We start from the raw sequence: 20,291 nt of genomic DNA, 5'->3' as shown, positions 1-20,291 counted from the left end.
TCTACGCCTCACCCTCGAAGTTGGCCCGCCAGGTCAGCAACCGGCGCGACAGGATCCGTACGGCGAAGTCGCAGGCGAGACCGAGCAGCGCGTACACGACGAGGCACAGCACGATGACGTCCGTACGGAAGTACTGCTGGGCGTTGCTCATCAGATAGCCGAGCCCCGCGTCCGCGTTGACCTGCTCGGCGAAGACCAGCGCCAGCCACGCGGTGGACAGTGCGTACCGCAGGCCCACGAGTGCCCCGGGCAGCGCGCTCGGCAGGATCACGTACTTGATCAGCCCGAACCGGCCGAGCCCCATCATCCGTGCGGCCTCGACGAGTTGGGCGTCGGTGGAGCGGATGCCGCCGTAGATGTTGAAGTACAGCGGATACGTCACCCCGAGCGCGACCAGGGCGATCTTCGGGGTCTCCTCGATGCCGAACCAGACGATGAACAGCGGGATCAGCCCCACCCAGGGGATCGCCCGGAACATGCCCATCGAGGAGTCGATGACGTCCTCACCGAGCCGGAACAGCCCGGCCACCAGCGAAAGGACCAGCGCGACGGTCGCGCCGATGAGGAACCCGATGGCGGCGCGACGGCCCGACGCGGCGATGGCGTGCGGGAGTTCACCGTTCTTCGTCAGGTCCACGGCCTGGCGGATGACGTCGACGGGGGAGGCCAGCACGGACTCGGGGAGCACCCCGGTGGCGGAGGTCAGGAACCAGAGCAGCACGAGGCCGACCGGTCCGGCGGCCCGGCGCACCGAACGGGGCACGGTGAAAAGGCGGTTGACCTTCGCGATGCCGCGGATGGTGACCCGGGTGGACGGCGCGGGCACGACTTCCTTCTGCTGCGGTAGCACCGCCGCGTCCAGTGGTTTCGTCGTCATGGCCGGTCTCCCGTCGCCGCCGGGCGCGCGGGATCGGCGGACCAGGCGGACCAGGAACCGGGGAACAGGGTGGCCTCGAACCCGGCGATCTCCAGCGCCGCGATCTGATGGGCGGCGGTGACCCCGGACCCGCAGTACACGCCGATGCGCGCCGCGTCCCCGGCCCCCCGCTCCTCGAACCGCTTGCGCAGCAACTCCGGTGCCAGGAAGGTCCCGTCCGCCGCGAGGTTCTCCCCGGTCGGCGCGGACACGGCTCCCGGGATGTGTCCGGCACGCGGGTCCACGGGCTCGACCTCGCCCCGGTAGCGCTCACCGGCGCGGGCGTCCAACAGCAGCCCGGACACGGCGAGTTCGGCGGCCCCGTCGGCATCGGTGGTCGGCAGCGCACCCGCGCGGAGCACGACGTCACCCGGCGCAGGATCGGCGGGGATCCCGGACTCCAGCGGCAGCCCCGCCGCCCGCCAGGCGCCCAACGCCCCGTCCAGCAGCGTCACTTCGGTGACGCCCGCGTACCGCAGCAGCCACCAGGCGCGGGCGGCGGCCGTGTTGCCCCCGTCGTCGTGGACGACGACGGACCGGCCGTCTCCGATGCCCCAACGGCGGGCGGATTCCTGGAGTTCGGTGAGGTCGGGAAGCGGGTGTCGGCCGCCCTCGGGGCTCGCCGGTGCGGCCAACTCCGTGTCCAGGTCGACGTAGACCGCGCCCGGGATGTGACCGTCCGCGTAGTGATCGCGGCCGTGCGGATCGCCCAGCGCCCAGCGGACGTCGAGCAGCACGGGCGGCCGCTCGGAGCCGAGGAGTTCGGCCAGCTCGGTGACCGTGGTCGTCACGCGGCTGCTCATGTCAACACCTCGGCGATCAGGGGCAGTTCGCGGACTTCGGAGGTCGCCGATGCCGCTGGGGCCAGCCGGAGCCGTTCGAGGAACAGGACGACCGTGGCGGCGGCGGTGCGGTGCAGGGCGTCGTTGAGGACGTCGTGCCGACCGCTGTGGAAGACGACCGTCTGCACGCCCGGGTGACCGTCGTAGAGGCTCAATGCCCGGTCGAGCGGGCTCACCGTGTCGTCCTTGCCGTGCAGGGCCAGGACCGGGACGCGCACCAGGTCGAGGCGCGGTTCGGGCGGTTCGGGGGTCTCGCCGATGGCGCCGCGCCGGAAGTCGGGGTCGTTGGTCAGCCGCCCCTGATGGGTCGGGCAGGCGGTGCGCGCCGCGGCTTCTTCCTCCCAACTGCCCGCTGTCCAGGCGCCGGTGGGCAGCCCGGCCAGGATCAGTGCGTCGACGCCCGCGGTCTGCTCGGCGGCGAGCTGAAGGGCGTAGCGCGCGCCCGTGTCGGAACCGACCAGCACCTTCGGGCCGGGCAGCGACTCGTCGGCGAGCAGCTTGGCGGCCTGCTCCAGTACGGCGGGTTCGGCGGTCGGGTCGCCGAGGGCGCGGACGCGGTAGGCGTCGAAGCCGAGCCGGCGGCCGAACCGCTCGTAGACACCGCCGTGTTCGCCCCGCCCGGCCAGCACGATCAACGTGCCGCGCGCGGCGAGGCCTTCGGGTTCGTCCCAGGACGAGACGGAGGAAGAGGGCATGGGGTGACAACTCCCAACGAGGGGAAAGGGGAGGGGAATTGAGCAAGGGGGGAGGAAGTGAGCAGGCCGGAGCCGCCGTCACGTGTCAGTGCGCAGGGCGGACGTGATCAGCGAGAACTCGGGAAGGGCGCCGCAGAAAGGCGGTGGGTCAACGACAGCGCGCGCTGCACGCCACGCCGAAGTCAATGACTCGGCGCTGCGTCAGAAGGGCAGCGAAAGCGGTCGTGTGCAGCATGCGCCCATCATGACCGGCCACGACCGATCGCGTCCAACGATGATTCCGCATCGAAATCGATCAGTTATCACGATCGATGCGGATCGATACGTGGAACGGCTACCGTCACCGGCATGCCCCAACCTGTCCTCGACATCGTGGCCCTGCGCAGCCTGACCGCGATCGCCGACTGCGGCGGCTTCCACCGGGCGGCCCGGGCCCTCGCCCTGAGCCAGTCCGCGGTCAGCCAGCATGTGCGCAGGCTGGAGAAGACGCTGGGCCGGCCGATCGTCGAGCGGGACGGGCGCGGCACCCGGTTCACGCCCGAGGGGCGACTGCTCCTGGAACAGGCCCGTCGCATCCTCGCCGTGCACGACGAGGCCGTACGCACGCTGCTGGACGTGGACGGCGACACCGTCACCATCGGCTCCACCGAACACGCGGCCGACCAGTTCCTGCCACGGCTGACCGCCGCCGTCCAGGAGGTGCGGCCCGGCTGCCGGGTCCGCTTCCGCATCGACCGCTCGGCCCGCCTCGTCGAGGCCGTGGAACGCGGCAGCGTCGACGTCGCGGTGTACGTCACCGAGGCCGCCGCCACCGAGGGCACACCGGTCGGCGGTCTCCCGCTCACCTGGCACGCCACGCCGGGCTGGCAGCGACCGGCCGCGCCCGCGCCCGTCCCGCTGGTCGCCATCGAGGACCCGTGCGCGATCCGTCGCCGCGCGATCTCCACCCTCGCCGCGCACGGCGTCCCCGCGGCGGTGGTCGGCGACGCGGGCTATCTCGCCGGGGTCCTCGACATCGCCCGCACCGGACAGGGTGTCGCGCTGCTCGCCGCGTTCGGCACGTCTCCGGACGGCCTGACCCCCTACGGCGGGCTGCCCTCCGTCACCCCGATCCCCATGAGCGCACTCGCCCGCCCCGGCGCCGACCCGGCGACGGTCGAGGCGGCCTTCGCGGCCGTACGGGATCTGCTGCGCTGAGCTGTCAGGGAGGCGATCAGCCCTGGGTGTCGTCGTCCAACATCCGCACCAGGACGCCCCGTTGGAGAGGGAGCACCTCCGTGTGCAGGTCGCGGCCCCTGCGCGTCAGGGCGACCCACACCCCGCGTCGGTCCTCGACGCACACGGAGCGCTCCACGAGGCCGTCCTTCTCCAGCCGTCCGATGAGACGGGAGAGCGCGCTCTGGCTGAGATGGACCCGGCCGACCAGATTCTGCACCCGGCAGTGGTCGCCCTCCTCCGGCGCTTCGGAGGCGAGCATGTCGAGCACCTCGAAGTCGCTCGCGCCCAGGCCGTGCGGGTGCAGTACGCGGTCGATCTCGCACATCGTCCGCGCGTGCACGGAGAGAATGTCCCGCCACTGTTCCTCTAGCTGCCGGGCGCCGGCCGTCTTGACTGCCATACCCGCACGGTAACACTGATCCGGTCATTTATTGAGTGCGCAACTAGTGCATGTGCAAGTAGCGGGCTCGGGTGTGACGGCCGGTACGGCATCGGCGTCAGGCGGCCGGATTCTGCGTGAGCCCGACGAAGTTCCCGTCCGCGTCCTTCACGAACGCGATGAGCTTGCCGCCGCCGACGTCCTGGACGTCCTGCACCAGCTCGGCCCCCGCCTCCACCATGGCCGCGAGCCGTGTCCGGATGTCGTCCACGGTCCAGTACGGCACCGGTCCGGTCATGCCCTTGGCGTGCCCGTTCGGGTCGAGACCGACGTCCTGCCCGGCGGCCTTGTAGCCGACGTAGTACGGCTCGTCCGCGTACGGCTCGACCCCCAGCAGCGCGCCGAACAGGGCCTTCGCGGCGTCGAGGTCCTTGACGGGGTAGATGATCGTGTTCAGTCCTTCGGTCATGGCGAGCTCCTCCGAGAAGCGGGGTCCGGCGGATTTCGCCGGTGAATTCAGGCTAGGGCGGGGGAGGCGTGAGGGCTTCTTCAATCCTGACCGGATGGCACCGTCGAACTCGGCATCGGAAGTGGAAGCGCGGCCTCCCGCCGCCGTGGCCGGCTGTCGGCGTACCGACACGGCGGGCCACGTGCGTCCCCCCTACAACCATCCGCCCCGGAGGAGGGTCCAACTCCCGCCCGGTGCTTCTCATTTGCCGGGCTCTCTGCTGTCTCAACTGGGGGATGTCATGAGTTCAGTCTCCGTAGGGCGTCTACTGCGTCGCGGAGCTTGTGCCGGGGCCGTGGGGGCGCTGGTCCTCTCCGGTCTCGGAAGCGGGGCCGCCTTCGCCGACGACGAACCGCAGACCGACCAACTGTGGATCCAGGTGCCGTACGACCAGACGGTGACCGTCGCTCCGGACGGCGGTACGGCGCAGTACCGGACGCTGGCGCTCGGTCTGTATCACGACAACGACAACTTCACGGTGACGGACGGACACCTGACCGTCGACGTCTCCGGGCTCGCCGGGGTCGCCGAGGTGGTCTGGCCCGACACCTGCACGCCGAACGGCGCGGGCACCGTCGCGGTGTGCGACACCGGGGACGTGCCCACGGGCTACAGCGCACAGGTGCAGCTCAAGGTGCGAGCCGTCGCCGGAGCCGCCCTGGGAGCGCAGGGCACGATCGAGTACTCCGCCCAGGCCACCGGCGGACCCGACGGCACACTCACCGCTCCGGAGGGCTATCAGACCCCCGTCACCGTCCGCTCCGGCCCCGACCTCGGCACCGCCGCCCCGCAGGACATGACCGGCGTCGCACCCGGCACCGACCTCACCGTGCCGTTCGCCATCACCAACACCGGCAACGAGACCGCCCACGGCTTCACCGTGCAGATGTACGCGACGTACGGCCTCGACGTCGTCACCCGCTACCCGCAGTGCACCTACACCGAGCCGGACGCCGACGGCACATACATGCCCATGACCCACGCGACCTGCACCTTCGACACCGACATCGCACCCGGCGCCACCGTGGAACTGCCCGCGCCGCTACGGCTCACCGTCAACGGTCACGCGCTCTTCGACCGGTTCGACTACGACGTCGAGCCCGTCGACGGCATCACCGACCTCGACAGCTCGGACAACGGCCGCGCCTGGAGCATCGAGGCCGCCAACACCGCCGACTTCGCCGCGCACGGCACCGAGGTGAGCGGCGCGGCCGGCGACACCGTCACCACCGCCATCCGATTCACCAACGACGGCCCGGCCTGGGTCGCCAACGCCGGCTCCGGCGACCCGGTCGCCGTGGTCGACTACTACCTCCCCGAGGGCACCACCGCCACGACCGTGCCCGAACACTGCAGCGGTGCCCATTCGCCGGGCGACGACTCGACCATCGGCCACTTCGCCTGCTCCCTGCCGATCTGGGTCAAGTCCGGCACGGACGTCAGCTTCCCGTTCCAGCTGCGCATCAACCGGGTCGTTCCCGATGCGACCGGCCACGTCATCGTTCACGCCCACGCCGACAAGCCCACCGTCTTCGACCCGAACAGCGCGAACAACACGGCTGACGTGATCGTCAACCCGTCCGCCTGACCGCGAGGAGGGGAGGGGGCGCGTCTGCGGATCGCCCCCTCAACTCCCCCCGAGAGCCCGTCCGTTCACGTCGACTCCCGCTTCACCAACTCCGTGGGCAGGATCACCGCCGCCGTGTCCTCGCCCCCGATCTGCGCCAGCAGCACCCGCACCATCTCCGCGCTGATCCGGTCGAAGGGCTGCCGCATCGTGGTGAGTTCGGGGCTGGACGCGAGTGCGGCGGGGGAGTCGTCGAAGCCGCCGACCGCCACGTCCTCCGGTACGTGCCGCCCGGCCCGCTCCAACGTGGTGAGCACGCCCCGCGCCATCAGGTCGGAGGCGACGAACACGGCGTCCAGGTCCGGGACTTGGGCGAGCAGCCGCTCGGCACCCTTCTCGCCGCTGAGCCGGCTGTAGTCGCCGGAGACGACGAGACGCTCGTCCACCTCGATGCCCGCCTCGGCGAGCACCTCCTTGTAACCGGCGAGGCGCTCGACACCGCCCGGAGTGTCCAGCGGCCCGGTGACCGTGCCGATGCGGCGGCGGCCCAGGGAGAGCAGATGCCGGGTCATGTCACGGGCGCCCTCCCGGTCGTCGGCGGCGACATAACTGATCTTGGAACCGAGCCCGATCGGCTTGCCGCACGCGACCAGCGGTACGCCCGCCTCGCTCAGCTCCTCCGCCACCGGGTTCCCGGAGTGACTGGAGACCAGCAGCACCCCGTCGACGTGGCCGGAGGTGATGTACCGCGTGATGCGCCGCCGCTCGTCCTCGGTGCCGGCCAGCATCAGCAGCAGCGGGATGTCGTGCGCGGCCAGTGCCTGTGTGCAGCCGCGCAGCAGGATGTTGAAGTTCGGGTCCTCGAAGAACTTCTCCTGCGGTTCCGTCAACAGGAAACCGACCGAGTCCGAACGCCCCGTGATCAGTGACCGGGCGTGCCGGTTCACGACGTAACCCGTCCTGCGGATGGCCGCGTTGACGGCCTCCTGCGCGGCCGGGCTCACATAGTGCCCGCCGTTGAGGACACGCGACACCGTGCCCCGCGAGACACCGGCCTCACGCGCCACGTCATGGATCGTCGGTGGTCTGCGCCGACCCCCCGTATTGCTCATGGTCCAGACTCTACGGCTCCCGGGCCCTGGGCCAGAAGCGCCGGTATGGGAGCGTTCACAGCAGAGAAACATCAAGGACACTTGTCAGCGGTCGCGGGCGTGCGGTTATGTAGGGGTCGCGCCCTTGGGCGCGCTGTGTGCACGTTCCCAAATGATCGACTACGGGAGAGATCCATGCCGGAGACCACACCCAGGGGCCTCACCCGCCTCGCCTTCGGTGGGGACTACAACCCCGAGCAGTGGCCGGAGAGCGTCTGGCCGGAGGACGTCCGGCTGATGCGGGAGGCCGGCGTCACCATGGTGAGCATCGGGATCTTCTCCTGGGCGCTGCTGGAACCCGAGCAGGGTGTGTACGACTTCGGCTGGCTCGACCGGATCATCGACCTCCTCCACGAGAACGGCATCCGCGTCGACCTCGGCACGCCCACCGTCTCGCCGCCCGCCTGGTTCTACCGCGCCCACCCCGAGGCCCTGCCCGTCACCGCCGACGGCACCCGCTACGAGTTCGGCTCACGCGGCGCGATCTGCCACAGCAACGCCGACTACCGCGCCGCCGCCGCGACCATCACCACCCAACTCGCCGAGCGCTACGGCGACCATCCCGCCCTCGCGCTCTGGCACGTCTTCAACGAGTACGGCGTCCCCGTCTCCGCCTGTTACTGCGACTCCTGCGCCGCCCACTTCCGCCGGTGGCTGACCAAGACGTACGAGAGCGTCGACGGGGTCAACGAGGCCTGGGGGACGGCCTTTTGGGGCCAGCGCTACGGAGACCTCGACCAGATCAACCCGCCGCGACTCACCCCGACCGCCGTCAACCCGGCCCAGTCGCTGGACTATTCGCGGTTCGCCGACGCCACGATGCGCGAGAACTTCGTCGCCGAACGGGACATCCTGCACCGCCTCGCGCCCGGCATCCCGGTCACCACCAACTTCATGACCGCCCTCAGCCAGTGCGAGTCCGTCGACTACTGGGCCTGGGGCCGCGAGGTCGACCTCGTCACCAACGACCACTACCTGATCACCGACGGCCGCCGCACCCACGTCAACCTCGCGATGGCCGCCGACCTGACGCGTTCGGTGGCGGGCGGTGCCCCGTGGCTGCTCCTGGAGCACTCCACCTCAGGCGTCAACTGGCAGCCCCGCAACCCCGCCAAGGCCCCCGGCCAGATGGCCCGCAACGCCCTCTCCCACGTGGCACGCGGCTCGGACGGCGCGATGTTCTTCCAATGGCGTCAATCCCGGCGCGGCGCCGAGAAGTTCCACTCCGCGATGCTCCCGCACGGCGGCACGGAGACCCGCGTCTGGCGCGAGGTCGTCCAACTCGGCGCGTCGGTCGAGGATTTGGGCCAGATACGCGGCACGCGCACGCAGGCCGACGTGGCCGTCGTATGGGACTGGCAGTCGTGGTGGGCGCAGAAACTGGCGTGGCGTCCCAGCGAGGACCACGACGCCCGCGAGCGCGCCGACGCCTTCTACGAGGCCCTCTACGACCGTCACCTCACGGTCGACTTCGCCCACCCGGAAGCCGACTTGTCGGCCTATCCCCTTGTCGTCGTACCGGCGCTGTATCTGATGACGGAGGCGGCCGGCCGCAACCTGGAGCGATACGTCGAGAACGGCGGCACCCTCGTCGTCTCCTACTTCTCCGGCATCGTCGACGAGCACGACGCCGTCCACGAGGGCGCCTACCCCGGCGCGCTGCGGGACGTACTCGGCCTGACGGTGGAGGAGTTCTCGCCACTCCTGGCGGGCCAACAGGTGCGGATCACCGGACCGGACGGCTCCGAACTCACCGGTGACGTCTGGACCGAGTTCGTCGTCCCGAACGGTGCCGAGACCGTGTGGACGTACGCCGAAGGCCTCACCGCCGACCACCCCGCCGTCACCCGGCACCGCCTCGGCGAGGGCACCGCCTGGTACGTGTCGACCCGGCTCGACGCCCACGGCCTGGACGCCCTGCTCGGCTGGGCGACCGAGGACGCCCGGATCGCGCCGCGCGCCGACCTGCCGTACGACGTCGAAGTCGTGCGCAGGGAAGGCGAGTTGGGCAGTTTCCTCTTCGCGATCAACCACAGTACCTCGGACGTCAAGGTGCCGCTCGGCACCGACGGCACCGAGCTGCTGACCGGCGAACGCGCCGCGGGCGGTCTCGCGGTGCCCGCCGGAGCCGTACGGGTCGTACGACTCGACGGCTGAGCGGAACTCCCCTCCGCCCGCGCGAGCCGCGAGCCGCGGGTGGAGGGGGACGTTCTCATTCCGGGCGCGCGGTCCTTCGGCGTGCGGTTCTGTTCGGCTACGGCGATGCGGTTCGGCCATCACCGGCCTCGGGAGCCGCCGCCAGGTCACGTCCGTGTGGCCGCGTCCCGCCTGTTGCCCCTTGCCCCAGGGCCGATCGGCCCTGTCGAACAGGACCGTTCGGTCCCGGACAAGGGTCACCGAGTCGGGGACGCGGCGGGCCGGGCTGCGGGAGAGTGGGAGCACGCGGCAAGCGGCGCGCAGGACGGAGGGTCACGAGATGCTGAGGACTCCGGCAGGTCAGCGACGGTTGGACATCCTGGAGTGGCTGAGAGATCCGGCCGCCCACTTCCCGGACCATCAGTGGATCCCCGAGGTCGGTGTCACCTCGGAGGCCGTGGCGGCGAAACTGGGCGTGTCCCGCCAGGTCGCCGACACCCACCTCGAACTCCTCGCGGGCATGGGCGTGTTGCGTGTGCGGCGGATCCGGCTGCGCACCTACTACCGGCGCGACGAGGTGCGTATCGCCGAGGTGGCCCGGATGTTCGAGAAGGGCTGGTAGACCCGGCCCCGCCTCGGGTCCCGGCGGACCTCACACCTTGTCCTGCCGGGAACGCGTCGGCGGTTCCTCCTGCTCGGCGTCCGTACCCTCCGGAGTCTCCGGCTCGGTGCGGAACGCCGCCTCCGGGTCCCCGAACCGCTCGCACAGCAGCCTGCCGACCAGCGCGCCGCCGTAGAGCACGAAGCCCACGCCGACCAGCCAGGACTCCACCACCAGGACCGTGCCGACCGGGCCGTAGCTGACCGCGTTGGTGACCAGGAGCGGGGTGAACACCAGGTACGAGAACCAGCGCAGGCCGACCAGGCCCGCCATCGTGGCGAGCGCGCCCGGGAGCAGATAGCGCCAGGGGATCTGGCGGTTGAGCAGGAAGTGCGGGCCCCACCAGAAGAACAGCAGGCCGGCCGCCATGCTGAGCAGGATGCGGGGCGTGCCCTCCAGGACGTTGCGGGTCTGCACCTGCGCGTACAGGTAGCCCATCAGCATGACCAGCCAGATCAGTTGGCGCCGCCAGACGCGATGCCACGGGGCGTCGGTCGGGCGCCACACGTGCTCGTAGCCGCTCTGCACGCTCGACGCGAAGGACAGCCCGAACAGCGCGAGCAGCGCCACGCTCCACGCGCTGGTGGCACCGATGACCTTGCGGGGTGGGGTGAACACGTCGGTGAGCGCGCGGGCGGAGCGGCCGGACAGGTCCATGCCGTCCACCAGCCACAGCGCGAACCCGCCGTGCCCGATCGGATCGGCCGCGGCCACCACGATCAGCAGGGGTGCGAGGGTGACCAGGGCGAGCGTCGCGAACCCCATCGCCCGGTGCAGCAGCTCCAACTCCCGCCCGCGCCGGTTGAGTTCGGCCAGTCCCAGGCCCTGCCACAGCTCGCGCACCCGTCTCACCGGGGACGTCCCGCACGGTGGGTGGCCGTCCATGGCATGAGGGCCCCCTTCTCGCCGACCGGCAGCGGGATCCGGGTCACCGGCAATACGCTCGGCAAACGTGACCGAGCGCCGCGACGACCGGGAAGAACAGCAAGCGTACGCGCGCCGGACCGAACCGTGGAGGCTTTCGTGGACCGCCCCGATGACCGACCTGACGCCCTGCTCGCCCGCCGTTACGTCGCGATCGGCGGCCGTGGCCCGGAGGACGTGGTGGCCGACGCCCGCGGCCGGGTGCTGACCGGCGTCGAGGACGGCCGCATCCTCCGCCTCGACGGACTGAGCGACCCCGAGGCGGTCCGGGTGGAGACCCTCGCCGACACCGGCGGCAGGCCGCTCGGCCTCGAACTCCTCCCGGACGACGGTCTGTTGGTGTGCGACGCGGAACGCGGGCTGCTGCGCGTCGACTTGGCGGACGGAACCGTACGCGTCCTCGCCGACTCGGTGGCGGGGGTGCCGCTGCGGGGCGGCAGCAACGTGGTCGCGCAGTCGGACGGCAGTGTGTACTTCACCGTCTTCAGCCTCCGCCACCCGTTGGAGCGGTGGATCGGCGACATCGTCGAACACACCGGCACGGGACGGCTGTTGCGCCTCGCACCCGGCGCCGACAGTCCCGAAGTCCTCCTGGACGGACTCCAGTTCGCCAACGGGCTCGCCCCGAGCGCCGACGAGTCCTTCCTGGTGGTCGCGGAGACCGGTGCCCGCCGGCTGACCCGTTACTGGCTCACCGGACCGAAGGCGGGCCGCAGCGAGTCCTTCGTCGACGACCTCCCCGGAATGCCCGACAACCTCTGGCGCGGCGGCCCGGACGGGCCGATCTGGGTGGCGCTGGCCGGCCCGCGCGTCGCACCGCTCGAACTGCTCCACCGGGCCTCACCCGCCGTACGGCAGGCCGCGGCCCGTGTCGCCGTGCGCATGCCCTTCCGGCCCACCGGCACGATCGGAGCCATGGCATTCGACGACGACGGAGCCGTCGTCCATCACCTCGCCGCGCGCGGCTCGTCGTACCGGATGGCCACCAGCGTGTGCGAGGCCGCCGGGCACCTGGTGCTGGGCAGCGTGTGGGAGCGCGGGATCGCGCTGTGCGAGCCGCCCGCCCCGAAGTGACCCCGGCCCGCCCCCGGCGTTACCCTGATGCCCGGCCGTGATCACCTCTCGCGGCGCGGCGGTGGGGCCCGCCGTACCCGAACCGCGGCAGAGGTGCCGCCAACGGTCCCTACTTGTAGTGGCGTGTGCCCCCAGGGCCCCCGACGAGTAGGAGACGTACGACCATGTCAGCCCCCGAAGCCGAGAGCCTTCGCGCCCGGTCCCAGGCGCCGCGTCCGTCCGTCTGGCGCGGTCAGGGACCCGTCGTCGCGGTGGTCGCGCTCGGCGGCGCGATCGGGGCCGTGGCCCGGTACGCGGCCTCGCTCTGGTGGCCCGCGCAGGGCGGCGGTTTCCCCTGGACGACCTTCGGGATCAACGTCGTCGGGTGCGCAGTGATAGGCGTGTTCATGGTGGTCATCACCGATGTGTGGGCCGCGCACCGGCTGGTGCGGCCGTTCTTCGGCACCGGCGTGCTCGGCGGGTTCACGACCTTCTCGACGTACGCCGTCGACATCCAGAAACTGGTCGACGGGGGCCATCCCCGCACCGCGCTGGCCTATCTCGCCGCGACCCTGATCGCGGCGCTCACGGCGGTGTGGCTCGGGGCGACGACGGCCCGTCGTGTCCTGAAGCGGAGGCAGCGATGACCAGACTGACCGGCGGCGCCCTGCGCGTGACCGTCTTCATCGGCGAGAACGACACCTGGCACCACAAGCCCCTCTACACGGAGATCGTGCACCGCGCGCACGCGGCCGGGCTGGCCGGTGCCAGCGTCTTCCGGGGCATCGAGGGCTTCGGCGCCTCCTCCCTGATCCACACCTCGCGGCTGCTGTCGCTCAGCGAGGACCTGCCGGTGGCGATCGTGATCGTGGACACCGAGGAGCGCGTACGGGCGTTCCTGCCGCAGCTCGACGAACTCGTCGACGAAGGGCTCGTGATCCTCGACGAGTGCGAGGTCATCCGGTATGCGGGCCGCGCGGACGACTCCGGTGAATCGGACCGGAAGGGTAAGAGGTCGTTGTGAACTGGGTGTTGGTCGTCGCGGGAGCCATGGTCGGTGCCCCGCTCCGCTATCTCACCGACCGCGCGGTGCAGACCCGGCACGACACCGTGTTCCCCTGGGGCACCTTCGCGGTGAACGTCTCCGGCTGTCTGGTTCTCGGTGTGCTGACCGGTGCGGTGTCCGCCGGTGCGGCGGGTTCGCAGCTCCAACTCCTCGTCGGGACAGGGCTTTGCGGGGCCCTGACGACGTACTCGACCTTCTCGTACGAGACACTGCGGCTGACCGAGACAGGGGCGGGGCTCTACGCTGCCGCCAACGTCGTCGGCAGCGTGATGGCGGGCCTCGGTGCGGCATTTGTCGGGGTGTCGATCGCGCAGGCCCTGTGGGCGTAAGAGGTCGGGCGGCTCCCGCGCCCGGGCAGGACCGCTCCCAGGGCTATTGTCTACAGCACTGTCGACCAACTCCCAAGAACTGGATCTCATGAGCGTCATCAGCGTCGGTCAGGCCGCCGTCCTCGGAGTCGTCGAGGGGGTGACCGAGTTCCTTCCGGTCTCCTCGACCGGCCATCTGAAGATCGTCGAGGGGCTGATGAACATCCCCGTGGACGACGATTCCGTCGTCGCGTTCTCGGCCGTCATCCAGGTCGGCGCCATCGCCGCCGTGCTCCTGTACTTCTTCAAGGACATCGTGCGGATCGTGACCGCGTGGGGCCGTGGCCTGCGCAACCGCGAGGAGCGCTATCACCACGACTACAAGTTCGCCTGGTGGGTGATCTACGCGACGATCCCGATCGTGATCGTGGGCCTGGCCGCCAAGCCGCTCATCGACGGGCCGCTCGGCTCGCTGTGGGTGGTGGCCGCCTCGCTGATCGTCGGCAGTGGTGTCATGTGGTGTGCCGACCAGATGGGCCGGCACAAGCGCGGTGAGGACGACGTCACGTTCAAGGACGCGATGCTGGTGGGCAGTTCACAGATCCTCGCGCTGCTCTTCCCCGGCTTCTCACGCTCCGGCGCCACCATGTCCACCGGTCTCATCCTCGACCTGGACCGCGTCGCCGCGACCCGGCTCTCCTTCTTCCTCGGCATCCCCGCGCTGACCGGCGCCGGCATCTACGAGCTGAAGGACGCCCTCGGGGCAGGCGTGGGCGCCGCTCCGCTGGCCGTCGGCACGATCGTGTCCTTCGTGGTCGCCTACGGCTCCATCGCCTGGCTGCTGAAGTTCGTCGCGAAGCACTCCTTCAACGCGTTCGTGATCTACCGGATCATCATCGGTCTGCTGCTGTTCGGGCTGCTCGGCACGGGTGTGCTCAACAGCTGAAAGTCACTGACACCGCACGGACGATCATCACAGCGGGCGTGAAGCCGGATTTTCAGGCTTCGCGCCCGCTGAATCTTTCTTTTCCGATCGCTTGACAGCACTGTCCCGTCACCCGCAGGATCACGTCCGTGAACCTGTCAGACAGCCAGACAGGTGGAGTCGGGCCGCGGCGCGTCAGCGCCATGGAAGCGGTGCTTGTCCACCTCCGCGGCGCCATCGAGCGCGGCGACTACGCCATCGGCGACAAGCTCCCCTCCGAGGCGGAGCTCTGCCGCACCCTGGAGATCAGCAGGCCCGTGCTCCGCGAGGCCCTGCGGGCCCTGCAGACCATGGGGCTGACCGTCTCCAAGACCGGCAAGGGCACCTTCGTGGTGGCCAACGCCGTGGAGGACCCCACCTTCGGCGACTACGCGGCCAGCGACCTGCTGGAAGTGCGCCGCCACGTCGAGATCCCGGTCGCCGGGTACGCGGCACTGCGCCGCACCCCGGAGAACCTGGACCACCTGGCCCACCTCCTGGACCGTATGGAACGGGAGACCGACACCACCGCGTGGGTCGCGATGGACACCCTCTTCCACCTCACGGTGGCGGAGGCCGCCCAGAACCCGGTGTTCCGCCGGGTCATCGAGGAGATCCGCGACGCGCTGGCCCGCCAGTCCGCGTTCCTCAACGAACTCGGCGGCCGGCGCGAGCAGTCCAACCGCGAACACCGGGCGATCGTCGAGGCGCTGATCGACGGCAGCGAGCCGGACGCCGTCGAGGCCATGTCCCACCACCTCGACCGGGTCGAGACGACCCTCACCGACATCGTGCGCCCCGCGCGCACGAACACCCCCACGGAAGGCGGACCCGAGGCGTGAGCGAGCAGTCCCTGCACGGCAGCGAGCAGTCCCTGCAAGACGGCGTGCAGAAACGATCCGGCCATGTCGACGCCGGAGACGCCGGCTACAGCAAGTCCCTGAAGTCCCGGCACGTCAACATGATCGCCATCGGCGGCGCGATCGGCACCGGCCTCTTCCTCGGCGCCGGCGGCCGCCTCGCCGACGCCGGCCCCTCCCTGTTCATCGCGTACGCGGTCTGCGGCCTCTTCGCCTTCCTCGTCGTACGCGCCCTGGGCGAACTCGTCCTGTACCGGCCCTCGTCCGGCGCCTTCGTGTCGTACGCCCGCGAATTCCTGGGCGAGAAGGGCGCGTACATAGCGGGCTGGATGTACTTCCTGAACTGGGCCACCACCGGCATCGCCGACATCACCGCCGTCGCCGTCTACACCCACTACTGGAGCATGTTCTCCGACATCCCCCAGTGGGTGATCGCCCTGATCGCCCTCGCCGTGGTCCTCACGGTGAACCTGATCTCGGTGCGGATGTTCGGCGAGCTGGAGTTCTGGTTCGCGATCATCAAGGTCAGCGCGCTCGTCGTCTTCATGCTCATCGGCATCTTCCTGCTGGTCACCCAGCACCAGGTCGACGGCACGACCCCCGGCCCGTCCCTGATCACCGACAACGGCGGCATCTTCCCCAACGGCCTGCTGCCCATGCTCCTGATCATCCAGGGCGTCGTCTTCGCCTACGCCTCCGTCGAACTGGTCGGCGTCGCCGCCGGCGAGACCGAGAACCCCGAGAAGATCATGCCCAAGGCGATCAACTCGATCATGTGGCGCGTCGGCCTCTTCTACGTCGGCTCGGTCGTCCTGCTCTCGATGCTGCTGCCGTGGAACAAGTACAGCGCGGGCCAGAGTCCCTTCGTGACCGTGCTGTCGAACATCGGTATCCCGGCGGCCGGCGGCGTCATGAACCTCGTCGTCCTCACCGCGGCCATGTCCTCGCTCAACTCCGGTCTGTACTCCACCGGCCGAATCCTCCGCTCGATGGCGATGTCCGGCTCCGCCCCCAAGTTCACCTCGGTCATGAGCCGCAGCCAGGTCCCCTACGGCGGCATCCTGCTCACCAGCGGCATCTGCGTCCTCGGCGTCGGCCTCAACTTCGTCGTCCCGGCGGACGCGTTCGAGATCGTCCTCAACTTCGCGGCGATCGGCATCCTCTCCACCTGGGGCATGATCATGCTCTGCCACTTCCTCTTCTGGCGGAAGACCGAGAAGGGCGAACTCTCCCGCCCCAGCTACCGGTTGCCGGGCTCTCCCTGGACCGAACTCGTGACGCTGGCCTTCCTCGCCTCCGTCCTGGTCCTCATGTACGCCGACGGCGGCGCCGGACGCACCACCGTGCTCTGTCTGCCGCTGATCGCCGCCGCGCTGGTCGCCGGATGGTTCGCCGTCCGCCGCCGCGTGGCCAGCACGTCCTCCACCGCACCCGACGCGTGAGACCCACGTCGTCCTGACCCCGACAGGCAATGATGTACAGCAGTTCCCTCGCGGACCCACCCCTCATCCGTGAACCCCTCCACGCACCCGTCGCCCACCTCATACGCGGCGGAATGATCGAGGGCATCCACTACGGTTCCGTCGTCGTCCTCGATGGCGACGGACAGGTTCAACTCCAGATCGGCGACATCGAGGCGGCGTTCTATCCGCGCTCGGCCATCAAGCCGGTGCAGGCCGTCGCCATGGTGCGGGCCGGGTTGCCGCTCGACGGTGAGCTGCTCTCGCTCGCCGCCGCCAGTCACTCCGGCGAGGAACGTCACCTTGCCGGGGCTCGGCGGATCCTTGAACTCGCCGGGCTCACCGAGGAGTCCTTGCGCAACGTTCCTGACCTGCCGTTCGATCCGGTCGTGCGGGATGCCTGGGTGCGTGAAGGGCGGGCGCCGTCCCGGCTTGCGCAGAACTGTTCCGGGAAGCACGCGGCGATGTTGTATGTGTCGAAGCTCAATGGTTGGTCGCTCGACGACTATCTCGATCCCGCGCATCCGTTGCAGCAGGCGATCGCGGAGATCGTCGAGGATCTCACCGGGCAGCGGATCGCTCGGGTGAGTGTGGATGGGTGCGGGGCTCCTTTGTTCTCCATCTCCCTGCATGGTCTTGCTCGGGGCGTCTCGCGGATCGTGAGTGCGGCGCCGGGTACGCCTGAGGCTCGGGTTGCCGATGCGATGCGTGACTACGCGGAGATGGCGTCCGGGGCGGGGCGGGATGTGGCCGCGTTGATGCGGGCCGTGCCGGGGCTGTTGGCCAAGGACGGCTTTGAAGGGGTTCAGGTTGCTGCGTTGCCTGATGGGCGGGCGGTGGCTGTGAAGGTGTCGGACGGGGCCAATCGGGCGCGGGTGCCTGTCGCTGCGGCTGCGCTTGTTCGGGCCGGGGTTGAGGAGGGGCTGCTCACCGAGTTTGCGGGGGAGCCGTTGCTCGGTGGCGGCGAGTCGGTGGGTTGTGTTCGGCCAGTGCGGGCTTTGGATCCGGTGTTGCCGTTTTCTGCGTGTGCCTAGATCGGTTGTGGGGATGCGCGGGTCCGTCGTGGCTGGTCGCGCAGTTCCCCGCGCCCCTAAAAAACAACTGAACGCTGTTGGAAGAGGGACCCATGTCTGCCATTACCCGTCGCGAACATGATCTGCTCGGGGATCGGGATGTACCCGGTGATGCCTACTGGGGTGTTCACACCCTGCGGGCCACGGAGAACTTCCCGATCACCGGGACGCCGATCTCCATCTATCCGCACTTGATCAATGCTCTCGCCGCCGTCAAGGAAGCCGCCGCTCGCGCCAATGAGGAGCTCGGGCTGTTGGCGCCTGAGAAGGCCGCCGCGATTGTCGCCGCCTGCCAGGAGATCCGGGACGGGAAGCTGCATGACCAGTTCGTCGTGGACGTCGTCCAGGGTGGGGCTGGTACCTCTACCAACATGAACGCCAACGAGGTTGTCGCGAACCGGGCGTTGGAGTTGCTCGGGCACGGCAAGGGTGAGTACCAGTACCTGCACCCGAACGAGGACGTCAACCTCGGTCAGTCGACCAATGACGTGTATCCGACCGCCGTCAAGATAGCGACCGTCTTCGCCGTACATGGGTTGATCGCGTCAATGTCTGTACTGCAGGACGCCTTCGCCCGTAAGGCTGTTGAGTTTCGTGACGTGCTCAAGATGGGCCGTACACAGTTGCAGGACGCGGTGCCGATGACGCTCGGTCAAGAGTTCTCGGCGTACGCGGTCATGATTGACGAGGATCGTCAACGTCTTGACGAGGCAGTCCAGTTGATCCATGAGATCAACTTGGGGGCCACGGCCATCGGGACCGGACTCAACGCACCTGCCGGGTATGCGGAGTCGGCTCGGCGGCATCTCTCGGAGATCACCGGGCTGCCGTTGGTGACGGCGGCCAATCTGGTCGAGGCCACGCAGGACTGCGGGGCGTTCGTGCAGATGTCGGGTGTGCTCAAGCGCGTTGCCGTCAAGCTCTCCAAGAGCTGCAACGATCTGCGGCTGCTGTCCTCGGGGCCGCGTGCGGGGCTCGGGGAGATCAACCTGCCGCCGGTTCAGGCCGGTTCGAGCATCATGCCCGGCAAGGTCAACCCGGTGATCCCCGAGGTCGTCAACCAGGTCGCCTTCGAGGTGATCGGCAACGACGTCACCATCACCATGGCCGCCGAGGCCGGACAGCTCCAGCTCAACGCGTTCGAGCCGATCATCCTGCACTCGCTGTCGGAGAGCATCACCCATCTGCGGGCTGCCTGCCTCACCCTCGCCGAGCGGTGCGTGGACGGCATCACCGCCAACACCGAGGCGCTGCGCGCGAGCGTCGAGAACTCCATCGGCCTGGTGACCGCGCTCAACCCGCACATCGGGTACACGGCCGCCACCGACATCGCCAAGGAGGCCCTCGCCACCGGCCGGGGTGTGGCCGAACTCGTCCTGGAGAAGGGCCTGTTGCCCGCCGAGACGCTCGCCGCCCTGCTGCGGCCCGAGGTCCTGGCCGGCAGTGGACCCGTAGCCGTCTGATCCCCGCCGTCTGATATGCCCACGCGCACCAGGACCCGCCCGGAGGCACAATGGTGATCATGTCCCCATCGATGACCTTCCAGCCGGTCCTGGAGCGCATCGCCGGTGAGATCGAGCGGATGCCCGGCCGTGGCCGGGCCGCCGACTACATCCCGGCGCTCGCGGCCTGCGACCCGCGCCGCTTCGGCATGGCCGTCGCGGAGCTGGACGGCACGGTGTACGGCGTGGGGGACTGGCGGCAGCCGTTCTCCACGCAGTCCATCACCAAGGTCTTCACCCTCGCCCTCGACCTGGCCCGCGAGGGCGACGAACTGTGGGAGCACGTGGGCCGCGAGCCCTCCGGCAACCCCTTCAACTCCCTTGTCCAGCTGGAGTACGAGAGCGGCATCCCGCGCAACCCGTTCATCAACGCGGGCGCGCTCGTCGTCACCGACCGGCTCCAGACCCGTACCGGAGACGCGGCCGGAGAGCTGTTGGCCTTCCTGCGTGCGGAGAGCGGGAACCCGTCCCTCGACTTCGACAAGGACGTCGCCGCCTCCGAGTCGGCGAACGGTGACCGCAACGCGGCCCTCGCCCACTTCATGAAGTCCTACGGCAACATCGACAACGAGGTGCCCGTCCTCCTGGACCAGTACTTCCGGCAGTGTTCCGTCATGGCGTCCTGCGCCGACCTCGCCCTCGCGGCCGGTTTCCTGGCCCGGCACGGCAGCCGCGCCGACGGCAGCCGGCTGCTCACCCTCACCCAGGCCAAGCAGGTCAACGCGGTGATGCTGACGTGCGGGACGTACGACGCGGCGGGTGAGTTCGCCTACCGGGTGGGCCTGCCCGGCAAGAGCGGAGTGGGCGGCGGCATCATCGCGATCGTCCCCGGCCGCTGCACCCTCGCCGTGTGGAGCCCGGGACTCGACGAGCGGGGGAACTCGGTCGCCGGGGTCGCGGCCCTGGACCGCTTCACGACCCTCACCGGGGTGTCGGTGTTCTGACGGCACGGCGAATTCACCGGTACCGAGGCCCGATCACACGGAGGTCATGCGCAGGCCGCCGCAC

General features: G+C 69.8%; 21 protein-coding genes. 14 read left to right on the top strand and 7 right to left on the bottom strand.

Annotation, left to right across the window (positions count from 1 at the left end; translation table 11 throughout):
- Position 1 precedes the first annotated feature (1 nt).
- The 3 genes from OG588_RS04520 to OG588_RS04510 are packed head-to-tail and all read right to left on the bottom strand — an operon-like array spanning position 2 to position 2,453.
- Positions 2-877 (bottom strand): ABC transporter permease, encoded by an 876-nt coding sequence (locus OG588_RS04520; RefSeq protein WP_405946112.1) that lies wholly within the window; start codon positions 875-877, stop codon positions 2-4.
- Positions 874-1,719, bottom strand: coding sequence for a sulfurtransferase (locus tag OG588_RS04515; protein ID WP_405946111.1), 846 nt, complete (start codon positions 1,717-1,719; stop codon positions 874-876). The genes OG588_RS04520 and OG588_RS04515 overlap by 4 nt, the downstream gene beginning before the upstream one ends.
- Positions 1,716-2,453 carry an alpha/beta hydrolase gene (locus OG588_RS04510; RefSeq protein ID WP_405946110.1) on the bottom strand — a complete coding sequence of 246 codons (738 nt, stop codon included), beginning with the start codon at positions 2,451-2,453 and terminating at the stop codon, positions 1,716-1,718. The genes OG588_RS04515 and OG588_RS04510 overlap by 4 nt, the downstream gene beginning before the upstream one ends.
- A 348-nt stretch (positions 2,454-2,801) precedes the next feature.
- Between OG588_RS04510 and OG588_RS04505 the strand changes: the two genes are divergently transcribed.
- Positions 2,802-3,650, top strand: a complete 849-nt coding sequence (locus tag OG588_RS04505) for a LysR family transcriptional regulator (protein ID WP_405946109.1) — start codon at positions 2,802-2,804, stop codon at positions 3,648-3,650.
- A gap of 16 nt (positions 3,651-3,666) precedes the next feature.
- Here OG588_RS04505 and OG588_RS04500 read toward each other — a convergent pair whose 3' ends face one another.
- Positions 3,667-4,071 carry a MarR family winged helix-turn-helix transcriptional regulator gene (locus tag OG588_RS04500; protein WP_405946108.1) on the bottom strand — a complete coding sequence of 135 codons (405 nt, stop codon included), beginning with the start codon at positions 4,069-4,071 and terminating at the stop codon, positions 3,667-3,669.
- Positions 4,072-4,168: 97 nt separating this feature from the next.
- Positions 4,169-4,519 carry a VOC family protein gene (locus OG588_RS04495; RefSeq protein ID WP_019058020.1) on the bottom strand — a complete coding sequence of 117 codons (351 nt, stop codon included), beginning with the start codon at positions 4,517-4,519 and terminating at the stop codon, positions 4,169-4,171.
- Positions 4,520-4,853: 334 nt separating this feature from the next.
- Here OG588_RS04495 and OG588_RS04490 point away from each other — a divergent pair, with 334 nt between their 5' ends.
- Positions 4,854-6,146 carry a hypothetical protein gene (locus OG588_RS04490; protein ID WP_405946107.1) on the top strand — a complete coding sequence of 431 codons (1,293 nt, stop codon included), beginning with the start codon at positions 4,854-4,856 and terminating at the stop codon, positions 6,144-6,146.
- Between the two features lie 65 nt (positions 6,147-6,211).
- Here OG588_RS04490 and OG588_RS04485 read toward each other — a convergent pair whose 3' ends face one another.
- Positions 6,212-7,237, bottom strand: coding sequence for a LacI family DNA-binding transcriptional regulator (locus OG588_RS04485; RefSeq protein WP_366094426.1), 1,026 nt, complete (start codon positions 7,235-7,237; stop codon positions 6,212-6,214).
- A 174-nt stretch (positions 7,238-7,411) separates the two neighbouring features.
- Between OG588_RS04485 and OG588_RS04480 the strand changes: the two genes are divergently transcribed.
- Both OG588_RS04480 and OG588_RS04475 read left to right on the top strand, forming a co-directional pair.
- The gene (locus tag OG588_RS04480; RefSeq protein WP_405946106.1) at positions 7,412-9,433 is read left to right on the top strand and encodes a beta-galactosidase; all 2,022 of its coding nucleotides are present in this window, start codon (positions 7,412-7,414) and stop codon (positions 9,431-9,433) included.
- 319 nt (positions 9,434-9,752) lie between these two features.
- Positions 9,753-10,034: an ArsR family transcriptional regulator gene (locus tag OG588_RS04475; RefSeq protein ID WP_405946105.1), complete on the top strand. Its 282-nt coding sequence runs from the start codon at positions 9,753-9,755 to the stop codon at positions 10,032-10,034.
- A gap of 30 nt (positions 10,035-10,064) precedes the next feature.
- Here OG588_RS04475 and OG588_RS04470 read toward each other — a convergent pair whose 3' ends face one another.
- Positions 10,065-10,958: a ribonuclease BN gene (locus OG588_RS04470; RefSeq protein WP_266880195.1), complete on the bottom strand. Its 894-nt coding sequence runs from the start codon at positions 10,956-10,958 to the stop codon at positions 10,065-10,067.
- Positions 10,959-11,096: 138 nt separating this feature from the next.
- On the opposite strand from OG588_RS04470, the gene OG588_RS04465 reads away from it, so the two are divergent.
- The 10 genes from OG588_RS04465 to OG588_RS04420 all read left to right on the top strand — a co-directional run bounded on the left by OG588_RS04465 (position 11,097) and on the right by OG588_RS04420 (position 20,227).
- Positions 11,097-12,071, top strand: a complete 975-nt coding sequence (locus tag OG588_RS04465; RefSeq protein WP_405946104.1) for an SMP-30/gluconolactonase/LRE family protein — start codon at positions 11,097-11,099, stop codon at positions 12,069-12,071.
- A gap of 164 nt (positions 12,072-12,235) precedes the next feature.
- The gene (gene crcB / locus OG588_RS04460; RefSeq protein ID WP_405946103.1) at positions 12,236-12,697 is read left to right on the top strand and encodes a fluoride efflux transporter CrcB; all 462 of its coding nucleotides are present in this window, start codon (positions 12,236-12,238) and stop codon (positions 12,695-12,697) included.
- The gene (locus OG588_RS04455; RefSeq protein WP_405946102.1) at positions 12,694-13,074 is read left to right on the top strand and encodes a DUF190 domain-containing protein; all 381 of its coding nucleotides are present in this window, start codon (positions 12,694-12,696) and stop codon (positions 13,072-13,074) included. The genes crcB (OG588_RS04460) and OG588_RS04455 overlap by 4 nt, the downstream gene beginning before the upstream one ends.
- Complete coding sequence (gene crcB, locus OG588_RS04450; protein ID WP_405946101.1) at positions 13,071-13,445, top strand: fluoride efflux transporter CrcB; 375 nt, start codon at positions 13,071-13,073, stop codon at positions 13,443-13,445. Before OG588_RS04455 ends, crcB (OG588_RS04450) begins: the two co-directional genes overlap by 4 nt.
- Before the next feature lie 88 nt (positions 13,446-13,533).
- Positions 13,534-14,370, top strand: coding sequence for an undecaprenyl-diphosphate phosphatase (locus OG588_RS04445; protein ID WP_405946100.1), 837 nt, complete (start codon positions 13,534-13,536; stop codon positions 14,368-14,370).
- Positions 14,371-14,552: 182 nt separating this feature from the next.
- Complete coding sequence (locus tag OG588_RS04440) at positions 14,553-15,230, top strand: FadR/GntR family transcriptional regulator (RefSeq protein WP_317775143.1); 678 nt, start codon at positions 14,553-14,555, stop codon at positions 15,228-15,230.
- Positions 15,227-16,690 (top strand): amino acid permease, encoded by a 1,464-nt coding sequence (locus OG588_RS04435; protein WP_405946099.1) that lies wholly within the window; start codon positions 15,227-15,229, stop codon positions 16,688-16,690. Before OG588_RS04440 ends, OG588_RS04435 begins: the two co-directional genes overlap by 4 nt.
- A gap of 32 nt (positions 16,691-16,722) precedes the next feature.
- Positions 16,723-17,742, top strand: coding sequence for an asparaginase (locus tag OG588_RS04430; RefSeq protein WP_405953049.1), 1,020 nt, complete (start codon positions 16,723-16,725; stop codon positions 17,740-17,742).
- Between the two features lie 92 nt (positions 17,743-17,834).
- The gene (gene aspA / locus OG588_RS04425; protein WP_365989097.1) at positions 17,835-19,244 is read left to right on the top strand and encodes an aspartate ammonia-lyase; all 1,410 of its coding nucleotides are present in this window, start codon (positions 17,835-17,837) and stop codon (positions 19,242-19,244) included.
- A gap of 50 nt (positions 19,245-19,294) precedes the next feature.
- The gene (locus tag OG588_RS04420; RefSeq protein ID WP_366094437.1) at positions 19,295-20,227 is read left to right on the top strand and encodes a glutaminase; all 933 of its coding nucleotides are present in this window, start codon (positions 19,295-19,297) and stop codon (positions 20,225-20,227) included.
- The last annotated feature ends 64 nt before the right edge of the window (positions 20,228-20,291 follow it).

Source organism: Streptomyces prunicolor, from assembly GCF_045162825.1.
In the GTDB taxonomy this organism is placed as follows: domain Bacteria; phylum Actinomycetota; class Actinomycetes; order Streptomycetales; family Streptomycetaceae; genus Streptomyces; species Streptomyces prunicolor.
The sequence above is the reverse complement of the archived record's forward strand: the minus strand, read 5'-3'. Positions and strand labels throughout refer to the sequence as shown.